Consider the following 20,062-nt stretch of genomic DNA (forward strand, 5'->3'; position numbering starts at 1 on the left):
TAGCTATATGTGCGTTGCCCGTAAAGCATAGTGCAAAAAATGTGGAGTTATTTTTATGGCCCCGGCAGCGGGAACACCCCCATCCCTTGAAGGCGAATTTAGCTTTTGGATGATGAAAATTTTTTTATGGGCCCGGCAGCAGGAACTACTATGGGGCTTTACTTGCGTCGCACTCTTGTGCGGTTGGATTCGCTACGCAGCTTTTTAGCCCGGGTAGCTTGCATTTACCCATCATTCAGCATTCGCGGATAACGAATGTTGCAGGGCCTCCATCGCATTGGCCAGGTACACCAGCGGGGCGTTCCAGTTAATAGCTATTTCGTTGCTGGCATAAGAGCAGTCTGTATCGCTGTAAGCGGTCTCCGGTTCTGTAAAAGCATAGCTGCATTTATCCTGCATGCCGGGGTTGGGGCCGCCGGCCAGCAGCCCGGGTACCGGTTCATCAATACCATCGGCTATGGAGGGGCGGTGGTGTGGGTGCATGGTGCTTTTGCTGCCCAGCCCGGTTACAAAGCAATAACCCGTAGCATTGCGGCCAAGTATATAATCAAGGTTGGTTAATGCCGCATGCAGGTACTTGCTGTTTTGGGTGATAAGCCATGCATTTACCAGGGCAATGCCCTGGTTGGCTGCATTGCTGTTGCTGCCCCAGTTAAAGTCCCGGCTACTGCCGCCCATGGCTGTTTTAAAAGCGGATGGTGCAATGTGCTGCAAATATCCGTCTGCAAAAGTTGTTAGTTGCCGCCTGATGATGGCAATGTCATTTGTATGTGATGTAAGAACTGCACTATGCCTGCTTAAAGAATAACAACCCAGCAGGTAAACATTGCTCCAGGTGGGCAGGGATAAAGTTGGGGCCTGCTTCTTTTTAGCTACGGTATAATATTGTTCGGCGCCGGTAGATATATACAACTCGCAGGCTGCCCAAAACCATTCATCAGTAAAGCGGCGGTCGCCATACCCGCCAGTGGATATTTTAGGCTCGTAAAGTTGGTTAATACTGTCCTGGTTGTATGCCAGTGAAGGATATTGTAAAGCCCATTGCCAGGCATATTGAGAAGCTTTAAGGCAACTGTCTGCAAGGCCGGGTAATTGAGTGCTGAACTTTTTAAGTATCCGTGCAGCCTGCGCTGTTACGGCTGCAAAGTCAAGCGTAGCGGCCGTGCCTTTTTGTACCACATAGCGGGGCAGTGTAGTAACGCCGGGCATCACCATACCGTCAAATGCCGCGTTGGTACACTTATTATATACGCCGCCGTCATCGGCATCCTGCATCGTAAGCATCCAGCGCAAATTGTAAATTATTTCGTTGAGTATATCCGGTAGCTGGTCGTTGCTGCCGTGTATGTTGGTATGTAGTGTATCAAAATATGCAGGAAAATCTTCATAAGCGGATAGCAATGTGCCCATGGTAATGCCGGAATTAACAATGTACTTGTTGTAGTCTCCTGCATCATACCAGCCGCCCGGTGAAGAAATCTTTGTACCTGCGGGTTTCTTTGCTGTTGCCGCGGAAGGATGGATAAGCACTTCCGTATCCGGGTGGCCGGCAGGCCTTGCCCACTTGCCGGCATAAGCAGCCTCCAGCGGCATGGATACCCGCTGGTAATAAAAGCCCTTTAGCGATGAAACGGCGGCATCACGCAATACATTGTTCTTTATTTTGAAGTTGTAGGAATAGCCTATACCGGGCACAAAAATTTTATAATTGCCTGGCTTATGCAGCACGGAAAAATCAGCAGCTTGTGTACTGATGGATGAATTGGCTGATTTAACCGGTGCGCTGGTTTCGCCGCTAAAAGCCGTATCAGAAGACAGTACATCCAGCACATAAAAACGGCTGGCATCCCGGCCTGTTATGATGGCTATCTTTGGTGCGGAAGGGTAGAAGCCCAACTGGTTTAGCCTGATGTTTTCTGTGCCTGTTTGCGCATTTGCAATGGAGAACAGGCTGCCAGTGATTGCTGCAAATAAAAGGGTGCATTTCATTGGTGTTAACTGCAAGGTTTAATCGTGAAAATGATAGAAAAACCAACATTACTTTAAGCACTCAAAAAGTTTCTGGCGCCGGAGGCGGGAGAAACACATACTACCAGGGCTGAAAAGCTGCGTAGCGAATCCAACCGTACAAGAGTGCGACGCAAGTAAAGCCCCATAATAGTTCCCGCTGCCGGGCTCATTAAAATGCTTTCATTATGTAAAAGCTAAACTCCCCTTCAGGGGGATGGGGTGTTCCTGCTGACGGGCCCATAAAAAACTCAGGCCATTTCTTCTGCCCATTTATCCCGCTCGTCAGGCGATAGTTTCCATGGTGCAAAATTATTCTCTGTGTTACTGAACATGCTGTTCCATTCCTGCGGGGCATTACTTTCCTCCATTACCAGGTAGCGGCGCAACTGGTAAATAATATCTAATGGGCTGATGCTGACCGGGCATTCTTCCACACATGCATTGCAGGTAGTGCAGGCACGTAATTCTTCTTCGGTAATATAGTCGCGTAGCAACGTTTTGTTATCATCAACAAACTGCTTGTTGGTATTAATGTTTTTTCCAATTTCTTCAGCACGGTCGCGGGTTTTCATCATTATCGTACGGGGGCTAAGCGCTTTGCCGGTAATGTTGGCCGGGCAGGCGGCAGAACAACGGCCGCATTCAGTGCAACTGTAAGCATCCAGCAGGTTTTTCCAGCTTAGATCAAAAACATCCTTAGCGCCAAATTTTTTATGTTGTTCCTGTGCCGCAGCATCGGCAGGCGGCACCATTTCAGGCTGCATGGCATACAATACTTCCTGCTGAATTTCGGGCATGTTGTGCATTTTACCGACAGGCTTTATACGGGCATAATACGCATTGGGGAAAGCCAGTATAATATGCAGGTGTTTGCTGTAGGGCAGGTAGTTTAAGAATGCGAAAATGCCAATAATATGCAGCCACCAGCAGGTGCGCTCAACAGCTACAAGGGCGTTATTGCCAAGGCTGTTAAGTAAAGGGTGTAAAAGCTGCGAAAAAGCGAAATTGCCGGTAAGGTATTCTGCATACTCGCCGTAGGCCCGTTGCTGCAGCAATGTGTCGGCAGCGTTCATGGTAAGAAACAGGCACATCAGCAGTATTTCTGTAAGTAATATATAGTTGGCATCGCTGCGCGGCCAGCCATCCAGGTCTTTGCTGATAAAGCGCCGCAGCCTGATGATGTTTCTTCTAACCAGGAAAACAACGCAAACGACAATTACGCCAACTGCCAAAAACTCAAAGGCATTAATGAGCCATTTGTACACGGGGCCTAATGGTTCCGCAAACAGGCGGTGTTTGCCGAGAATGCCATCCAGCACAATTTCCAGCACTTCCAGGTTAATGATGAGAAAGCCGGCATAGATAACAAAATGCATGACGGCCACCAGCGGGTTCTTAAACATTTTCTTTTGGCCAAAGGCAAGCAGCAATACGTTTTTCCAACGTTGCTGAGGGTTGTCATCAAGGTCTTCATCCCTGCCCAAAAAAATGTTCCTTTTTATTTCGCCTGCTTTTTTTATAAACAGCCATACAGCCAAAGCTGCTATAATAATAAACAAGGCTTCCTGTAAAATGTGCATACGGCAATAGTTGATATGCTAAGATAGCAGAGATGAATGAAAGGATGCGCCATGGCCCTGCAAATGCGCTGTATTTTTTAACGCATCCCATAGCAATAAAGTTATCTTGAAGGTATGGGGATGCTTGCGGGTGTATCGCTGCCCAGGCCTGATTCATCTTCCTGTTGCCGCATTTCTTCGCTGGTAAGCCTGCTGCCATCGTGGCTCCACCCGGGTGGGCCAAACAAGTAATTAAATTTATCCTGCATGCTGATGCCATCCTGTTGTACGTCCTGCCACATTTGGTCCCACTCGTGAAAAACAATGTTTACCGCATTGGGATTTTCTATGTTTTTGGTAAGCCCGTATTTAATGGGCTGGTACTCTTCTTCAGGTAACTCCGGTTGAAAAGTGCCGAAAAGCTTATCCCACACCACCAGGAACATACCCATATTTTTATCGAGGTATTTTGGATTGGAAGCATGATGCACACGATGGTGGGATGGTGTGATTAATATGTGCTCCAGCCAGCCCATTTTCTTTATCATTTCCGTATGCACAAATATGCCCCATATTTGGGTGGCGGAATACATGAACACAATGTCAACCGGGTTAAAGCCCAGCCAGGCCAGCGGGATAAAATACATAAAGCGGTACAACGGCTGAAAAACTGAAGACCTGAAACCTACACTGAAATTGAGTTTTTCTGAACTGTGATGCGTTACATGGGTAGCCCAGAAAAAGCGTATCTCATGGTCAAACCGGTGCAGCCAGTAGTAAATGAAATCTTCTGCCAGCAGCAGCAACAGCCAGTAACTAATGGGCTGGCGCCATTCCATAATGCGGTGCTCGTAAAAATACTGAAGGATAAGCCCCATGTAAATGGCCCTGAACAGCAAGTCAATACCGGAGTTGAGCAACATGAGGTAAATGTTGGTTACGGTATCTTTAAAAGTGTAGGCTTTTTTGTGCCCGATATGAGACAGCAACAACTCAAGGCCGATGATGAGGACATAAACCGGGGTGGATATGAGTATAAGCCATTGTTCTTTTACAGCTTCCATGCCAAGGGTTTAATTTGTCTATTTTTGCAAAAATAGCCTTCTTAGCCCGAAATTGAATGTTAAGACAGGCAACTGAATATTTGTGTGGCTTAGCGAATATTATGTAATGACAGAAGTAAAATTAGACAACTGGCAAAAGCGTTCTGCAGAAAAGCAGAAAGAATACAAAAAATTGCTGCAGCGTGCAGATAAAAATAAGTTGCTGAAACGCTTACCGCAACTGCATGAAGAGGCTTTTGAAAAAATTGACTGTCTTAGCTGCGCAGCCTGTTGCAAGAACTATTCCCCACGTTTTAAAACGCCGGATATCAAACGCATCAGTAAGCACCTGGGCATGCGGGAGGGTAATTTTATAGAAACTTACCTGCGGCTGGATGATGATGGCGATTACGTAGTAAAGCAATCACCCTGCCCATTTTTAGGAGCTGACAATTTTTGCGGCATCTACGAGGTACGGCCATCGGACTGTGAGCGGTTTCCCTACACGGATGAAGATGTGCTTATCAAGCGCCAGAATATAACCTTAAAAAACTCCAGCTTTTGCCCGATTGTATATTATGTGCTGGAAAGGCTGGGGGAATAGGTTGCCAGGCTGGATTTTGCCTTTTTGTTATACAGCCTGCCCACGTATAACAAAGCTGTTCCACCATGCCGAATAGAATTATCAGCCGTACAAGAGTGCGACGCAACCAAAGCCCCATAGTAGTTCCTGCTGCCGGGCCCATAAGTATTCTTGTTACAACCAGAATACCCATCAAAAAAATACAATACAAAGGCGGGCACGTTGTTTTATTAGGCTGTTTGTACGAGTTTCTTATTTTTGAACGAACTGCCTATGACGCATATACCTCATCTTATAAAAGACCTTGCGCTAATACTTGCTGCGGCCGGTATTGTTACTTTAATCTTTAAAAGGCTAAAGCAGCCGGTTGTATTGGGTTATGTGATAGCAGGGTTTTTAATAGGCCCTAATTTTAAGCTATTTCCCACCATTACAGAAATAGAAGGTATCCGTACCTGGGCCGATATTGGCGTTATATTCCTGCTGTTTGCCCTGGGCCTTGAGTTTAGTTTTAAAAAGCTGGTTAAGGTAGGCGGCAGTGCCGCTGTTACCGGCCTTACTGAAATTAGCTGCATGTTTGCATTGGGCTTTTTTGCAGGCAGGTTAATGGGTTGGCCTATGCTCGACTGTATATTTCTCGGAGGTATTATTTCAATTTCTTCTACCACTATCATCTTCCGCGCATTTGATGAGCTTGGCCTTAAAACCAGGAAGTTTGCCAACCTGGTATTAGGTGTGCTGGTTATAGAAGACCTGGTGGCCATATTGTTAATGGTATTACTGTCAACCGTGGCGGTAAGCAAGCAGTTTGAGGGGAAAGAAATGATTTTTTCCATTTTTAAGCTGGTGTTTTTTTTAAGCCTTTGGTTTTTGTCGGGCATATTTTTATTGCCCACTTTTTTAAAGCGCACCTCCAAATTACTTACCAGCGAAACGCTGTTAATCGTGTCGCTGGCACTATGCCTGGGTATGGTGCTGCTGGCAGGCAGTGTTGGCTTTTCATCGGCGCTTGGCGCATTTATCATGGGCTCTATACTTGCAGAAACGCCGCAGGCAGAAAAAATTGAGCATCAGCTTGCATCGGTAAAAGATTTGTTTGGCGCCGTGTTTTTTATATCGGTAGGTATGCTCATTAAGCCCGACCTGCTTTTGGAGCATGCCATACCCGTACTTATTCTTACGTTGGCTGTTGTTTTTGGCAAAACTATTTTTGTTAGCCTGGGTGCTTTATTATCAGGCCAGCCTTTAAAACAATCTGTGCAGGCCGGCACCAGTATGAGCCAGATAGGGGAGTTCTCTTTTATTATCGCCAACCTTGGCCTGTCCTTAAAAGTTACCAGCAATTACCTGTACCCCATAGCGGTGGGCGTTTCTGTTATTACCACTTTTACCACACCTTATATGATGCGGCTTGCCGAGCCTTTGCACCAGTTTTTAGAAAAAACACTGCCTGCCAAATGGGTGTATGGGCTTAACCGTTACAGCTCTAATATGCAAACCCTGCAGAGCGAAAGCGACTGGCGCATCGTAGTTAGAAGTTACCTGCAATTGATATTGTTAAACTCTGTTATCATTATTGCCTGTATATTGCTGGTATCGCAGTATGCTGCGCCTTTCATTGAGGCCAAACTGCAAAACCCGCTAACGGCAAAAGTGGCAACGGCTATTGTTGCGCTGGCTTTTATGATGCCTTTTTTATGGGCATTAACAGCTAAAAAAATTCATAGCTCTGCCTATACGCAACTGTGGCTTGACAGTAAGTATAACCACGGCCCGCTGGTGTTGCTGGAAGTATCGCGTAACATAATAGCTGTGCTGCTGCTGGGCTTTTTGTTGCGCAGGCTTTTTTCGGTACAGGTAGCCTTTGTTGGGGCGCTTATTGTTATGCCCATTATACTGTACATTTTCCGGCAAAAGCTGGAGAAATTTTATAACCGTATTCAAACCCGTTTCCTGCATAACCTTAACCAGAAAGAGATAGAGGAAAATGCCAAATCCCTTAACTTTTGGGATGCGCATATTGTTGACTTTACGGTTGGCGCCCACGCAGATTTTACGGGCAAAACACTGGAAGAACTTGCCTGGCGGGAACAGTATGGCATTAACGTAGCTTTTATTGACAGGGCCGGAAAAATTTTGCATGCGCCATCAAGGTTTGAAAAACTGTTTCCTTACGACAGGATTGGCGTTCTTGCTACAGACCAGCAACTGCAGCAGTTTAAACCCGTTATTGAAGGCATCAACGTAAGCTGGATGAATATGCCGGAAGAAGACACCGAAAACATTGGCCTTATGAGCATTGTTATTGATGAACATACAAGGCTTAAGGGCCAGTCTATACGAAGGTCTGGCATAAGGGAAAAAACCGATGGCCTTGTGGTAGGTATTGAGCGTAACAATGAGCGGATTTTAAACCCGGCGTCAGACACTGTTTTTGAATGGGATGATGTGGTTTGGCTGGTGGGTAACAGGCGTAAAATTAAAGAGATATATACCCTCGATTCATAGAGTAAGCAAATACTTTTGGGCTTTCGGCAGGGGAAGCTTTAATGATACTGCAGTCCCGGCTTTTCACTGCAACTCCGCCGCAAAATCCAGTGCACAAGGGCCTCAGCGGGGTTTCCGTTTCAATCCGGCAGCCATTATGCTGTATAACTTTTTTCAGCTTTTCCCACCATGTAGATTAAGGCTTATGGGTTTTCATCATACTGCATATTAAACAAAACTTCAGTTACTTTAAGGTTGCTGCAAAGGCTGTCAAATGCACCTTTCGTTAATGGCCCATGCACAGGCTTGTTTTGAAATTCACCATCCGTTATTTCAATAAGATAATAATTGGTAACCGAGGTATCCGGCTTTGATGCATACTCCGCAACCGGGTGTTGTTTGGCGAAGATGAATTTATTGTTGTGGCCCACGGCAAATACATAAGCCGGTACAAGGCTTTCATTTTTGTAGATGCTGCGGGTTATAATTGCCTTAGTCCATGTGGCTTTATAACCGCCGGTTATAATGGTTGAGCCGGAATTGCTTACGCAGGCACAGAAACTAATTACAGATAACACAATGGCAAAAGGTATAACGGATGTACTTGCTTTCAAGGTGATGGTTTTAGTGCCGGGTTAAAAATGCCGGGCAATTACATGCAGAGATAACCGTGCCGGATTTTAACTTTAAACAATGTTTAAAATTCTTCTCAAAAAAATCAATTGAGAAAAAACTTCAACCCTTATCTTTGCGCCCGGCAGGTCTTACACGACCAGCTCCTGCTGAACCCTCCCAGGGCAGGAATGCAGCAAGAGTAGGCGGTTGTAGCGGTGCGATGTAATAAGCCTGCCGATTTTTTCTAACCTTGATGTGACGATTCACGCCTACATAATGATTGCCGGTATGATGACCACATTATATATCCCCTTTATAGTATGAAGTTTTTTATAGACACTGGAAATCTCTCTCAAATTAAAGAAGCAAACGACTTAGGTATTTTAGATGGTGTTACCACAAACCCTTCACTGATGGCCAAAGAAGGCATCAAAGGTGAAGAAGCTATAACCAATCACTACAAAGCTATTTGCGATATAGTTGATGGCGATGTAAGCGCCGAAGTGCTTACCACCAGTTTTGATACAATTGTTGAAGAAGGCAAGAAACTTGCCGCTATTCATCCAAACATCGTTGTTAAAGTGCCCATGATAAAAGAAGGGGTAAAAGCCATTAAATGGTTTACTGATAACGGTATTAAAACTAACTGTACGCTGGTGTTTTCTGCAGGCCAGGCAATATTGGCAGCTAAGGCCGGCGCTAAATATGTTTCTCCGTTTCTTGGCCGTATTGATGACAGTGGCTGGGATGGAATGGAACTTATTGGACAGATAGCCCGTATTTATAAAGTGCAGGGCTTTAAAACAGAAATACTGGCCGCATCTATCCGTAACCCGCTGCACATTATTCGTGCCGCTGAGTTGGGCGCCCATGTTTGCACCTGCCCGCTGGAGCCTATTATGGGCCTGCTGAAACACCCGCTGACAGATATTGGCCTCGCCAAATTTTTGGAAGACGCGAAGAAAATGTAAGAAATCAAGCTCAAGTTTATACACAGCGCCCTGTTTAAGCGGGGCGTTTGTTTTTGCTGGGGTAGTATAAGTAAGTGATTGAAGTAAGGTGGATGTTGCCATGAAAATATGTCGTACAAGTGTGCGACGCAAGGGACGCCTCATAGTACCACCTCCTGCCGGGCCCATAAAAATGCTTTTTTACTGTTCCATTTCATTCAATTTATCATCTACAGGTTTAAGCAATTCCTTTGTTTTGGGATTGGGTGTAAATCTCCTGGCAAGGGTTAACCTGAAGTTGCCGCTGGTAATGCGGTAAGACAATGCTTCAGATTGCCCGTGGATAGCTACAGAACTGTTTACCAGCGCCAGTTGTATATTCCATTTTTCGCTGTTGTATCCTGCTGCCAGCCTGAATGTTGCGTTAGGGGCAATATTAAATTTATCCAGGGTAGCAGTGTCAGTAAATTCTCTTGCCGTACCAACTTCCAGGGTGGTAGCCAGCCCGCCGGTGGCAAAAAAATGTTCGTCGTAAACATACGTGTAAGCATAGGAAACACCCGGCCCGGCCTTAAAAAAATGGATACCGGTTACGCAGTTTTGAGGTATGGTAGATGGCATGCCTTCCGGTATAAGCAGGCCTGCCGCGTTTACACTGCCGTAATAGGCTGTAAAGCCTGCCAATACAGATCCTGCTGATTTTTTCTGCCATTCATTTTGCGTCATGGCTGCCCGGTACGAAAAATTTTCGCCATTAAATATGCGCCAGATACCGCCGCCCACAACGGTAACGCGTAAATCCGGGTTAGTGTAATACGCCGTGCCCGGCACAATACCTTTTTCACGGATATAAAAGCCTTTGTAGGTTTGCCATATTGCATCAATCGTCCAGTTGCGGGTGTAAATATTAGACTGAAGGTCAAAAAACCGGGTAGTACCTTTATCTGCATCCCGCCCAAACAGTCCAAGTCCCAGGTTAAGGGTAATGGCCCTGTAAGTAACGCCTGCACCCATGTTCCAGTTGGTATTAGGGCTGTAGCGGAAATAACCACGCTCCCCGCTGCCATTTATTCGTAGCGAGTTTATACGGTCCCCGATAAAAACCCTGGTTGTAATTTTATCGTCAAATGTTTGTATAGGATTGCTGTGGGCTTTTTGGGGTTGGTTTTTTACTGTGTCTTTACGGTATTGCCCGTTAACTGTTGTAACAATGCCTGTTAACAATAAAAGCATGCAACCCGTGCCAGTTTTCATGTTATTCATATATTTCCAAAGTAGTGTGAATGTGTTAAGCTACTATTATACCAAAATCAGCGTTCAGTTGTTGTACATTTGGCTTTTTCATATTCTTTGGAGATGTATAAAACGGTTATAGCACTTTATCTTATTGTATTCTCAGCTTATGTTTTGTTTACCCGCCAGCCGGATTACTTCAACGGCGAACAAATACAGGCATCTATTAAAAAAATGGCGGATTCCACATCCGGAAAAGCAGTAAATAAAGCTATTTTTTCTGTTAAGAAAAAAGAATATGCGGTTAATGCGGACTATTTGTTCCGCAGCTATCAGCCAAATGAGGCTGTAATGGTAATTTATGAGCCCGCCCATCCTGAAAAAGGGGCCATATATAGCTGGTGGGGTTATTGGATTACCTGGAAAGAATTAACAGCTTCACTGGTGTTGTTTATTGTATTGTTCCAGGTGGCGGTTAACATTACAAAAAACCCGGCGCCTGAGGCTTTGATAGAGGAACTTGAGGCCAAACCACTTCGCCGCAGAAAATACACCGGTTAATTAAATTTCAACAGTTACCTATGCGCACAGTTTTGTTGTTAGTATGCTCTAATGTTTTTATGACCATTGCCTGGTACGGACACCTTAAGCACCAGGGCGTTGCTTTATGGAAAACCATACTTGTAAGCTGGGCTATCGCTTTTTTTGAGTATTGTTTCATGATACCGGCTAACCGCATCGGCTTCCAGGAAGGTATCAATGGGTTTCAGTTAAAAATGATACAGGAAGTAATAACGCTGGTAGTATTTAGCTTTTTTGCTGTGTTGTACCTGAAGGAACCGTTTCACTGGAAATATGGGGTCAGTTTCCTGCTTTTGCTGGGTGCGGTTTACTTTGCCTTTAAAAAATAAAGAGGGTGCCCCCGCCTCCGGCTGGAACACCCATTTAACCCTGCTGCAAGTTTATAATCAGTTTCTAAAATTGCACTTACAGGTAAATAGACTTTAGGTATTAACCAGGGTTTAAAACTGCTGATTAATTTTTTGGTGCAGAAAGGCAATAACTAAAAATGCCCGCGGTTACGCAGGCATCTCTGGTTTGTTAATAATGTAAAATGTATTGTATTAGTCTGCTACAACATACAGGCCTTTCTGCTCAGAGCTAATCAGCGATACTTTATACGTTAAGTTGGCTGCAGATAGATCGTCCGGGGTTTTTATGATAACATCCCTGTTGGCAGGAACATTTTTTATATACAGCGTTTCTCCTTTTTTGTAAAAGCCCTTTTTGTCAAAATACTGCAGGTCAACTACCACCAGGTCAAGTACAGAATTGGTCATGTTCTGCAGGTTCAGTTTTACGTCCTGCACTATGCCGGAGGGGCGGTTAAGTTGGTCAACTTTTACCAGTTGGTCAACAGATTTAAATGATGCGCTTTTAAATGTTGGTGGCGTATTAGCTACGGCCTGTTTCTGCACGTCTGTAGATGTTTCTTTTATTACTGCATTTTTACCAAGCACCGTTTCGGCTGGAACGGTAGCAGTATTTCTCCGTACAGTATTTCTTACGCCTGCAGTTGGTTGTGTAGATACATTGGCCGGAACATTAGCCGTTTCATCAGAAACATACCTGGCCGGCAGATTATTTTTTGTAACAGCAGGAGCAGCGGATGCCTGCTTCTTTTGCTGTGCAGGCTTGTCGAAAGAGATAACGTTGGCGCCACGGTTTGTTTCAGGCTCTGTTACGGTAGCACTTTCTACCGTCATGTTGCTGCTCTGTTGCAGGGGAAGGTTTTCTTCTTCACCGGATGTTACTTCCTGTTCCTGTACAGGTTTTGGCTGTTCTTTTGGTGGGGCTGTTTTTTCAGCAACAACCGTAGCATTTTCATCGGCTTTACTGTCGCCTGGCTTAAATACCATCCATAAGCCAAAAGCGATAACCAATACTATCAGCAAACCTTCCCCAATTTGTTTCGCGTTTATATCCAGGCTAAATCCCCTTTGTGCACGTGGTTTTAAAACGCTTTCTACATAACGTTCTTTTATTTCGTCCAGGGACTGGGAATATTTTGTTTCCAGCCTGGCCGCATCTTTTGTTGAATGAGTAGGCTTTACCGTCTCTGGCGTGGTTGCCGGTGTGGTTTTCCATTCGCTGTAAACCTCCTTCCACGATGGCGCCACTGTAGCCTGGGCTACGGCCGCCGCCGCTTGTTTGGTTTCAACCGGTGTGGTAGTTTCAGCTAATACTGGCTGTGGCACAGGCGTTGCGTCCAGCTTTTTCCAGGCGGCTGCTATGCGAAACCTGGGCTTTTCTTTTTTGGGAATATCCGGTAATGCAGGTGAAGCGTTGGCAGCATCATTTTTTTTCTTGTAAAAACGGTCAAAAGGTTGTTCTTCAACCGCGGGGGCATAGGCTTTTAGTTCATCCACCTCACTGGGGTAGCGCCATGCGGTGCTTCTGCCTTCAATCCACACAAGGTCGTAAGCTTTTAAGCCAGCCTTTATCAGCTCTTCGGCGGTGTAGGGACCTGATTCTTTGTTGTTTCTTAGTAACAGATAGGTCTTCATATCGTTGAGTTAGTGTTCTATATAATGCACACAACATGCCCTTTATTGTAAAGAATACGTTATAATGCGCATAATATCAATGCAAATATCGTTAAAACACTTCAATTTATTGTGTTGGTTATAAAGCTTTTAAAACACTTCGTGTTTTTGGTGCTGCATGTTCCCGGCAGTATTACTGCTATGAGGCATCGTTGTGTCACTCACTTGTACGGCTGGATTCGCTACGCAGCTTTGTGTAGCACCTTGCATACAGGCAAGTTTTTAAATGGCAGTACTACTGGCAGGTATTGCCTGAAATGATATTTACCCGGGTCTGAAAAGCTGCATAGCGTACAAGGCGTACAAGTGATTGACACAACCAAAGTTCAATAGATATTCCTTTGCCTGGCTCATAACAATTACCCCTCTTTTGCGAAGCAAAACATAGGCTGCCCGGGGTCTTAAAAACACCGCCCGGTTATTATTGCCTTAACTACGCACATTTGTTGATAAAACACCCTAAAAAAGCCAGTGAATTTAGTGGTTTTAGTGCCTAATCTGTTAGATTTGCAATCCCGCAAAAAAGGCGTATTTAATACAGTTAAATTGCAATATGGAAGAGAATTTACAGCCACAGGAGACCAGTGATAATGACAGGATCATCCAGGTGAATATTGAGGAGCAGATGAAAACGGCGTACATTGATTACTCAATGTCAGTTATTGTAGGCCGTGCCCTGCCCGATGTGCGTGACGGGTTTAAACCGGTGCACCGCAGGGTACTGTTTGGCATGAACGAACTGGGCAATAACAGCAACAAGCCTTATAAAAAAAGTGCCCGTGTGGTGGGAGACGTAATGGGTAAATACCACCCGCATGGCGATGCTTCTATTTACGATACGCTGGTGCGTATGGCGCAGCAGTTTTCTATGCGCCACGTGCTGGTTGACAGCCAGGGTAACTTTGGTACGCAGGATGGGGATCCGCCAGCGGCCATGCGTTATACCGAAGTAAGGCTGCACCGTTTTGCTGAAGCCATGCTGGAAGACATTGAAAAAGATACGGTTGATTTTCAACCCAATTTTGATGACAGCCTGGAAGAGCCCACCGTATTGCCTACCCGCATACCGCAATTGCTGGTAAACGGCAGCAGCGGCATTGCCGTGGGCATGGCTACCAACATGATGCCGCATAATCTTGGCGAAGCGATTGATGGCTGTATTGCATACATTGATAACAAGGAAATTACCGCTGAAGAGCTGATACAGTACGTAAAAGCCCCTGATTTTCCCACCGGAGGCACTATTTACGGAATGGAAGGAGTGAGGCAGGCATTAATGACCGGCAGGGGCAGGGTAGTAGTGCGTGGTAAATACCATATTGAAACCAAGCAAAGTGGCAGGGAGCAGATTGTAATTACTGAAGTGCCTTACCAGGTTGGCCTGGATGCGTTGACGGACAAGATTGGCCAGCTTGTAAATGACAAGACCATTGAAGGCATTGCACATGTTAACAATGAGAGTAACAAACGTGAAGGTACCCGCATTGTGGTTGACCTTAAGCGTGACGGAGTGGCTAATGTAATTGTTAACCAGTTATTCAAATTTACCGAGCTGCAAACCAGCTTTGGCATTAACAATGTAGCCATCAGCAAAGGGCGGCCCAGGATTTTAAATGTACGTGACCTTATCAGCGAGTTTGTGGAATTCCGAATGGAGGTGGTGATACGCCGTACAAAATTTGAACTGCGCAAAGCCGAAGAAAAGGCCCATATACTGGAAGGTTACCTGAAAGCGCTGGACCACCTTGATGAAGTAATTGCCCTTATACGCGGCAGCAGGACACCGGAAGAGGCCAAAGAGTCTTTAATGACCAAAAGCCGGGAAGAAAAATGGTACCTGGGCCAGGAACTGTTTGCAGATTTGACCAGTGAATTGTACACCCAGGAAGAAGGCCTTTCTGACCTACAGGCCAAAGCCATACTGGAATTGCGCCTGCAACGCTTAACGGGCATGGAGCGTGATAAAATACTGGAAGAATTTAATGAGCTGATAAAGAATATTAAACGGTTGAAGGAATTGCTCGCCAGCGAAGATTTGCGTTACGACCTTATTAAAAAAGAACTGGCTGAAGTAAAGGAAAAGTTCGGTAATCCGCGCAGAAGCGAAATTCAGTACCTGGCGGATGAAATGCGCATTGAAGATTTGATTGAGCAGGAAGATGTGGTGATTACTATTTCTCACCTTGGTTATATCAAAAGGACCTCTGCCACAGAATACCGCCAGCAACGCCGCGGTGGCCGTGGCGCCATAGGCAGTAAAACAAGGCAGGAAGATTATGTAGAGCACCTGTTTGTTGCATCTACCCACGATACCATGCTGTTTTTTACAGAGAAGGGCAGGTGTTACTGGCTTAAGGTATACGAGATACCGGAAGGAGAAAAGCAAAGCAAGGGAAGGGCCATACAAAACCTTATACAAATACCTTCTGACGACAAGGTTAGGGCCATCATTGATGTTAAAAAGATAGATGATAAAGATTTTGTAAATAGTCATTACATTGTGTTGTGTACCAAGAAGGGGATTATCAAAAAAACTTTGCTTGAAGATTTTAGCCGCCCACGTGCAAACGGCGTGAACGCCATTAACATTGTGGAAGGGGATGAATTGCTGGAAGCCCGGATGACCAATGGGGAAGATGAAATTATGCTGGCCATAAAAAGTGGCCGGGCCATACGGTTTGAGGAAAGCAAAGTACGCCCTACCGGCCGCGGCGCTATAGGTGTTGGCGGCATAGAAGTGGATGATGAAACTGACGAGGTAATTGGTATGATATGTGTAGATAAAGACGACAAAGAAAAAACGGTGCTGGTGGTTAGTGAGAAAGGGTTTGGCAAACGCACCGCTGTTGACGAATACCGGATTACAAACCGTGGCGGTAAAGGTGTTAAAACCATAAGCGTTACCGAAAAAACCGGCAAACTGGTAGGCATTTTGGATGTAACTGAAAAGGAAGATTTAATAATAACCTGTAAATCAGGCATTACACTAAGAACAGCGGTGAACAGCATAAAAGCCGCTGGCAGGGCTACACAAGGTGTTAAACTGATAAGGCTGGATGAGGGAGACGAAATTGCGGCCATTTCTAAGATAAATGAGCAGGAAGTGATTGAGGAGGACGGCAGTATCAGCGAGGAAAAAGTTGAAAATGCAGACCAGCCTGCAACAGATGTAGAAAACAATAACGAAAGTACGAACGATAACAACGACACAACCCAGGAGCCCGGAGAACAGGAGAATCAATAATTACATCTAAATAAACATCCTTTTATGAAAAAAATTCTCTTTACGGTTGCATTCGCCTCTTTCGGGTTGGTTGCCATGAGCCAGGACTTTTCCAAGGTAATGCTCCTGACCCAAACGAAAAAGTACGAAGATGCAAAGAAGGAAGTGGATGAACTGGTGACAAAGGAAAAAGCGAAAAATAATCCGGAGACCTATTACTGGCGTTCAACTGTTTACAGTGAAATATTCGGAGACAAAGCCCTCTTTGCAAAATATCCTGATGCCAATGTGGAGGCATATAATTCTTTTGCCAAATACAAGGAATTACAGCCGGACCTGAAATTTATGAAAGAAAACGGCCCACGCCCCGTGGGTGTTATGTATGGAACTTCTTTCGACTACGGCAAACAATACTTCCAGGACAGCAAATGGGATTCTGCCTTTAAATATTTTAAGGTTGCGGAAGAAATGGGCGATTTCATTAACAAGAATGGTTTTGGTACCAACCAGTCTGCAATAGACACGTTTACTGTCCTTTATACAGGATATTCAGCACAGAATGCCGGTAAAATGGGCGATGCTGTAGGCTATTACGAGAAACTGGCCAACCTTAAGGTAAATGGCAAAGAGTTCCTCGACATGTACCGTTATATGCTCGATTTTTACGAGAAAGAAAAGAAAACTGACAAGTTTACTCAAACATTGGCACTTGCAAAAGAGCTATATCCTGACCAGGCTACATTATGGAATCAGACAGAAATGGCCAATATTACGGCAAGTTCTTCCCTTACTGACCTGATGGGGCGTTATAAAAAAGAAAGTGCAGAAGGTAAAATAACTACCCTTGAACAATACCTGGGCTATGCGGACGCATTGGCTACAGCGGAAAAAGCTGAGGTTGACAAATTGGATAGTGCCCAGCAAGTGGAAATAAAGAACATTGCTGCCGAAGCTTTTGCCAAGGCTTTTGAAAAAGAGCCGAATGGCATTTATGCATACAACGCCGGTGTAATGTACTATGCCCAGTTTAGTGTGTTGGATGAGAAATCTTACGATTACCGTGGCGAGGGCGCCGAACTTAAAGCAAAAAGAGAAGCTTTGGAAAAGGCGCAGATTCCGCTGGCCGATAAGTCAATACAGTGGCTTGAGAAAGCGTATGAAGTTTTAAAAGCTAAAGCAACAAGGGAAAAAAGCGAAGCAACTTCTTTAAACAGGGCGGTTGATAACCTGGCCAACCTGTACGGCTGGAAACGCGATAAAGCAAGAGGCCGCGATACAAAAGCTTATGATGAGTACGAAGCTAAATTTAACCTCTACGATTCTGAGCACGATAAATACAAACAATAAAACCAAATAGAAAGTCCAAAAATAAAGGCCGGCTTGTAGCCGGCTTTTATTTTGCGCATAAGTTACGTTTAATCATCGTCTTCCTCGTAGTAAGCATCTTCATTGCTGTAATAGATTTTCATCCATTGCCTTGCCACATCATCACTCAGCAACTCAATAATGTCTTTTATGTAATCTGTTTTCAGCTTCCATTCGCTTACTTCGGTTTCTCCGTATTTAATAACGTACATGCTGGTATCAGAAACTACTTTTACCTGCAATAATGTAAGCGGCTCATTTTCTTTTTCCTGCACCAGGTAATAACACTCAGGTTCTAACAGCGCATACGAATACATATCAACCTCCTTATGGTTTTTATAAGTTTATACGGGCAGTAAGTTGCGTTGGCTTTGTGCTGAATGGGTAGTTATATAATTAAGAGGTAGTAAGTGAGTGAAACAAAAATAAGGGTATTGGCCAAGACGCCAAAAATAAGCAGGAATAAATTATTGTAAATAATATAAGTTATTGATAATTAATTAGTTTAACTGAAGGGATGGCAGCCGGTAGGTTTGGCTGTCGTACACAAACAATTCTTCAATTACATAACTCCAGTAAACATACAGCGGCGATTTTGCCAGGTATTTGTCCACTTCGGTTTTACTTTCCGCCGTAAATGTTACCCAAACCGTTTGCGATTCCATGCTTACGGCATAGCTTTCAATAATGTTTTTGTTGATAAGGTAGTTGATGTAAGTACGGTGGGGCGGAATCAATTTCATAAAATGCTCGTCCATCGTAAACTGTATAATCGCCTGAAACTTCTTCATGATATTTAATTATTAACCATTAAACAATACCTGTAAACGGCACCGCTTTAACAGTTATATTATATACGTTGAAACAAAAAAGAAGTGTATAAAGACAACTGTTAAAAGAGGCCTTGTTTACAATCTTTCTACAGCAGGCATTCGTTTGTATGTTTATCAAAGGTTCCAGTCAATAACCTGGTTAGCGAATTCAATGCGGTAAGGAGTGGTAACGCGTATGTAGTTATCGGTATAACCTTCCATCATCCCGTTTTTATCGTGGTCTTCAAACAGCACTTTACGGGTTTGGCCATTGTGCTGTTCCGTAAAAAACTGCATTTTACGGTAACTCAAGTTACGCAATATTTTATTCCGTTCGTGGCGCAGGTTAAGCGGCACAACCGGTTTTATTTCCAGCGCTTTGGTATTGGGTCTTTCGGAGTAAGTAAAAACGTGCAGGTAAGCAACATCAAGCTGGTGCAAAAAATGAAAAGTTTCCTGGAAATCCTCCTCAGTTTCGCCGGGGAAACCTACGATAACATCAACCCCGATAGCGCAATGTGGCATTAAGGTTTTAATAAGCGCAACCCTTTCTGCATACAGTTCCCTCTTATAGCGCCTGCGCATAAGGCCTAATATTTTATTGCTGCCGCTTTGTAAGGGAATATGAAAATGCGGCATAAACCTGGCGCTGTTGGCTACAAAAGCAATTATTTCGTTGGTAAGCAGGTTGGGCTCAATAGATGAAATCCTGAAGCGTTCAATGCCCTGAATTTTATCCAGTTGCTGTATTAGTTCATAAAAATTTTCAGGCCTGCTGTTAATGCCAATCGGGGCATTGCCATCCGGGCCTTTGCCAAAATCGCCAAGGTTAACACCGGTAAGCACAATTTCCTTCACGCCGCTGGCGGCCAGTTGTTGTACATTGTTAAGTACGCCGGCAATACTGTCGCTGCGGCTTTTACCGCGGGCCATAGGTATGGTGCAAAAAGCGCAGGTATAATCGCAGCCGTCCTGCACCTTTAAAAAAGTACGGGTACGGTCGTTTATAGAGAAGGAGGCATTAAAACCGCTGACTTCCTCAATGTCGCAACTGCTTATACGGGCAGAGTCGCCTTTAGCCAGCTCTCTCAAATGCTGTCCTATGTTAAATTTTTCGGCAGCGCCCAACACCAGGTCAACACCAGGTATTTCAGCTATTTCTTTAGGTTTTAACTGTGCATAGCAACCGGTAATTACCACGAGGCTTTCCGGCGATTTACGCTGTATGCGCCGTACCAGTTGCCGGCACTCTTTGTCAGCATTTTCTGTAACGGAACAGGTATTGATGACATACACGTCTGCAACGTCATCAAACTCTTTTTTTTCAAAACCATCATTTTCCAGCATGCGGGAAAGGGTAGAGGTTTCCGAAAAATTGAGTTTACAACCCAAGGTATGAAAAGCTACAGAACGCGTTTTTTGCATAAGGGCGCAAAGATAAGAAAGGTTGGGGTTGTTTCAGGCAGTTTGATGTTTGGCTGTTTAATGTTCCCGTGTTCAATATTTTATTGTTCAATGTTACATAAAGGCACGATGCATCGTGTTTCTACCGCCCCGGGTCTGAAAAGATGCCCAA

16 protein-coding genes and 1 other RNA gene are annotated in these 20,062 nt (G+C 44.6%); 8 read left to right on the top strand and 9 right to left on the bottom strand.

Annotation, left to right across the window (positions count from 1 at the left end; translation table 11 throughout):
• Nucleotides 1–231: 231 nt before the first annotated feature.
• From F0364_RS12070 to F0364_RS12080, 3 genes are all read right to left on the bottom strand, one after another.
• A complete protein-coding gene (locus F0364_RS12070; protein WP_153798044.1) occupies nucleotides 232–1,989 on the bottom strand; it encodes a glycoside hydrolase family 9 protein in 1,758 nt (585 codons plus the stop codon).
• A gap of 269 nt (nucleotides 1,990–2,258) precedes the next feature.
• Nucleotides 2,259–3,590, bottom strand: coding sequence for a 4Fe-4S dicluster domain-containing protein (locus tag F0364_RS12075; RefSeq protein WP_153798045.1), 1,332 nt, complete (start codon nucleotides 3,588–3,590; stop codon nucleotides 2,259–2,261).
• A 101-nt stretch (nucleotides 3,591–3,691) separates the two neighbouring features.
• The gene (locus F0364_RS12080) at nucleotides 3,692–4,633 is read right to left on the bottom strand and encodes a sterol desaturase family protein (RefSeq protein WP_153798046.1); all 942 of its coding nucleotides are present in this window, start codon (nucleotides 4,631–4,633) and stop codon (nucleotides 3,692–3,694) included.
• Nucleotides 4,634–4,739: 106 nt separating this feature from the next.
• On the opposite strand from F0364_RS12080, the gene F0364_RS12085 reads away from it, so the two are divergent.
• Nucleotides 4,740–5,216 (top strand): YkgJ family cysteine cluster protein, encoded by a 477-nt coding sequence (locus tag F0364_RS12085; RefSeq protein WP_153798047.1) that lies wholly within the window; start codon nucleotides 4,740–4,742, stop codon nucleotides 5,214–5,216.
• 252 nt (nucleotides 5,217–5,468) lie between these two features.
• Nucleotides 5,469–7,703 carry a cation:proton antiporter domain-containing protein gene (locus F0364_RS12090; RefSeq protein ID WP_153798048.1) on the top strand — a complete coding sequence of 745 codons (2,235 nt, stop codon included), beginning with the start codon at nucleotides 5,469–5,471 and terminating at the stop codon, nucleotides 7,701–7,703.
• Between the two features lie 182 nt (nucleotides 7,704–7,885).
• On the opposite strand, the gene F0364_RS12095 is transcribed toward F0364_RS12090, so the two are convergent.
• On the bottom strand, nucleotides 7,886–8,296 hold the full coding sequence (locus F0364_RS12095; protein ID WP_207632638.1) for a DUF3997 domain-containing protein: 411 nt from the start codon (nucleotides 8,294–8,296) through the stop codon (nucleotides 7,886–7,888).
• 141 nt (nucleotides 8,297–8,437) lie between these two features.
• Between F0364_RS12095 and ffs the strand changes: the two genes are divergently transcribed.
• Together ffs and fsa are read left to right on the top strand one after the other, a co-directional pair.
• Nucleotides 8,438–8,537: signal recognition particle sRNA small type (gene ffs / locus F0364_RS12100), an RNA gene on the top strand.
• Between the two features lie 80 nt (nucleotides 8,538–8,617).
• On the top strand, nucleotides 8,618–9,268 hold the full coding sequence (fsa, locus tag F0364_RS12105) for a fructose-6-phosphate aldolase (protein ID WP_153798050.1): 651 nt from the start codon (nucleotides 8,618–8,620) through the stop codon (nucleotides 9,266–9,268).
• A gap of 180 nt (nucleotides 9,269–9,448) precedes the next feature.
• Here the strand turns inward: fsa and F0364_RS12110 are convergent, their stop codons facing one another.
• On the bottom strand, nucleotides 9,449–10,480 hold the full coding sequence (locus F0364_RS12110; protein ID WP_207632639.1) for a DUF4421 domain-containing protein: 1,032 nt from the start codon (nucleotides 10,478–10,480) through the stop codon (nucleotides 9,449–9,451).
• Nucleotides 10,481–10,603: 123 nt separating this feature from the next.
• Between F0364_RS12110 and F0364_RS12115 the strand changes: the two genes are divergently transcribed.
• Nucleotides 10,604–11,041, top strand: a complete 438-nt coding sequence (locus tag F0364_RS12115; protein WP_153798052.1) for a hypothetical protein — start codon at nucleotides 10,604–10,606, stop codon at nucleotides 11,039–11,041.
• Nucleotides 11,042–11,061: 20 nt separating this feature from the next.
• Nucleotides 11,062–11,391, top strand: coding sequence for a DMT family protein (locus F0364_RS12120; RefSeq protein ID WP_153798053.1), 330 nt, complete (start codon nucleotides 11,062–11,064; stop codon nucleotides 11,389–11,391).
• Nucleotides 11,392–11,604: 213 nt separating this feature from the next.
• Here F0364_RS12120 and F0364_RS12125 read toward each other — a convergent pair whose 3' ends face one another.
• Nucleotides 11,605–13,047: a hypothetical protein gene (locus F0364_RS12125; RefSeq protein WP_153798054.1), complete on the bottom strand. Its 1,443-nt coding sequence runs from the start codon at nucleotides 13,045–13,047 to the stop codon at nucleotides 11,605–11,607.
• 592 nt (nucleotides 13,048–13,639) lie between these two features.
• Here F0364_RS12125 and gyrA point away from each other — a divergent pair.
• Both gyrA and F0364_RS12135 read left to right on the top strand, forming a co-directional pair.
• Complete coding sequence (gene gyrA, locus F0364_RS12130) at nucleotides 13,640–16,330, top strand: DNA gyrase subunit A (protein ID WP_153798055.1); 2,691 nt, start codon at nucleotides 13,640–13,642, stop codon at nucleotides 16,328–16,330.
• Between the two features lie 24 nt (nucleotides 16,331–16,354).
• Complete coding sequence (locus tag F0364_RS12135; RefSeq protein ID WP_153798056.1) at nucleotides 16,355–17,656, top strand: hypothetical protein; 1,302 nt, start codon at nucleotides 16,355–16,357, stop codon at nucleotides 17,654–17,656.
• 68 nt (nucleotides 17,657–17,724) lie between these two features.
• Here F0364_RS12135 and F0364_RS12140 read toward each other — a convergent pair whose 3' ends face one another.
• From F0364_RS12140 to mtaB, 3 genes are all read right to left on the bottom strand, one after another.
• Nucleotides 17,725–17,991 carry a hypothetical protein gene (locus tag F0364_RS12140; RefSeq protein WP_153798057.1) on the bottom strand — a complete coding sequence of 89 codons (267 nt, stop codon included), beginning with the start codon at nucleotides 17,989–17,991 and terminating at the stop codon, nucleotides 17,725–17,727.
• Between the two features lie 183 nt (nucleotides 17,992–18,174).
• The gene (locus tag F0364_RS12145) at nucleotides 18,175–18,465 is read right to left on the bottom strand and encodes a hypothetical protein (RefSeq protein WP_153798058.1); all 291 of its coding nucleotides are present in this window, start codon (nucleotides 18,463–18,465) and stop codon (nucleotides 18,175–18,177) included.
• A 156-nt stretch (nucleotides 18,466–18,621) separates the two neighbouring features.
• Nucleotides 18,622–19,911, bottom strand: a complete 1,290-nt coding sequence (mtaB, locus tag F0364_RS12150; RefSeq protein ID WP_153798059.1) for a tRNA (N(6)-L-threonylcarbamoyladenosine(37)-C(2))-methylthiotransferase MtaB — start codon at nucleotides 19,909–19,911, stop codon at nucleotides 18,622–18,624.
• Nucleotides 19,912–20,062 lie beyond the last annotated feature (151 nt).

The sequence above is a fragment of the Foetidibacter luteolus genome (assembly GCF_009650435.1).
GTDB lineage: Bacteria > Bacteroidota > Bacteroidia > Chitinophagales > Chitinophagaceae > Foetidibacter > Foetidibacter luteolus.

Excerpts from the sequence above, each read along its gene's own strand:
- F0364_RS12135 (WP_153798056.1), top strand. The coding sequence starts at position 16,355 with ATGAAAAAAATTCTCTTTACGGTTGCATTCGCCTCTTTCGGGTTGGTT.
- F0364_RS12110 (WP_207632639.1), bottom strand. The coding sequence starts at position 10,480 with ATGCTTTTATTGTTAACAGGCATTGTTACAACAGTTAACGGGCAATAC.
- F0364_RS12140 (WP_153798057.1), bottom strand. The coding sequence starts at position 17,991 with ATGTATTCGTATGCGCTGTTAGAACCTGAGTGTTATTACCTGGTGCAG.
- mtaB (WP_153798059.1), bottom strand. The coding sequence starts at position 19,911 with ATGCAAAAAACGCGTTCTGTAGCTTTTCATACCTTGGGTTGTAAACTC.
- F0364_RS12075 (WP_153798045.1), bottom strand. The coding sequence starts at position 3,590 with ATGCACATTTTACAGGAAGCCTTGTTTATTATTATAGCAGCTTTGGCT.
- F0364_RS12090 (WP_153798048.1), top strand. The coding sequence starts at position 5,469 with ATGACGCATATACCTCATCTTATAAAAGACCTTGCGCTAATACTTGCT.
- F0364_RS12115 (WP_153798052.1), top strand. The coding sequence starts at position 10,604 with ATGTATAAAACGGTTATAGCACTTTATCTTATTGTATTCTCAGCTTAT.
- F0364_RS12125 (WP_153798054.1), bottom strand. The coding sequence starts at position 13,047 with ATGAAGACCTATCTGTTACTAAGAAACAACAAAGAATCAGGTCCCTAC.
- F0364_RS12145 (WP_153798058.1), bottom strand. The coding sequence starts at position 18,465 with ATGAAGAAGTTTCAGGCGATTATACAGTTTACGATGGACGAGCATTTT.
- gyrA (WP_153798055.1), top strand. The coding sequence starts at position 13,640 with ATGGAAGAGAATTTACAGCCACAGGAGACCAGTGATAATGACAGGATC.
- fsa (WP_153798050.1), top strand. The coding sequence starts at position 8,618 with ATGAAGTTTTTTATAGACACTGGAAATCTCTCTCAAATTAAAGAAGCA.
- F0364_RS12085 (WP_153798047.1), top strand. The coding sequence starts at position 4,740 with ATGACAGAAGTAAAATTAGACAACTGGCAAAAGCGTTCTGCAGAAAAG.
- F0364_RS12070 (WP_153798044.1), bottom strand. The coding sequence starts at position 1,989 with ATGAAATGCACCCTTTTATTTGCAGCAATCACTGGCAGCCTGTTCTCC.
- F0364_RS12120 (WP_153798053.1), top strand. The coding sequence starts at position 11,062 with ATGCGCACAGTTTTGTTGTTAGTATGCTCTAATGTTTTTATGACCATT.
- F0364_RS12080 (WP_153798046.1), bottom strand. The coding sequence starts at position 4,633 with ATGGAAGCTGTAAAAGAACAATGGCTTATACTCATATCCACCCCGGTT.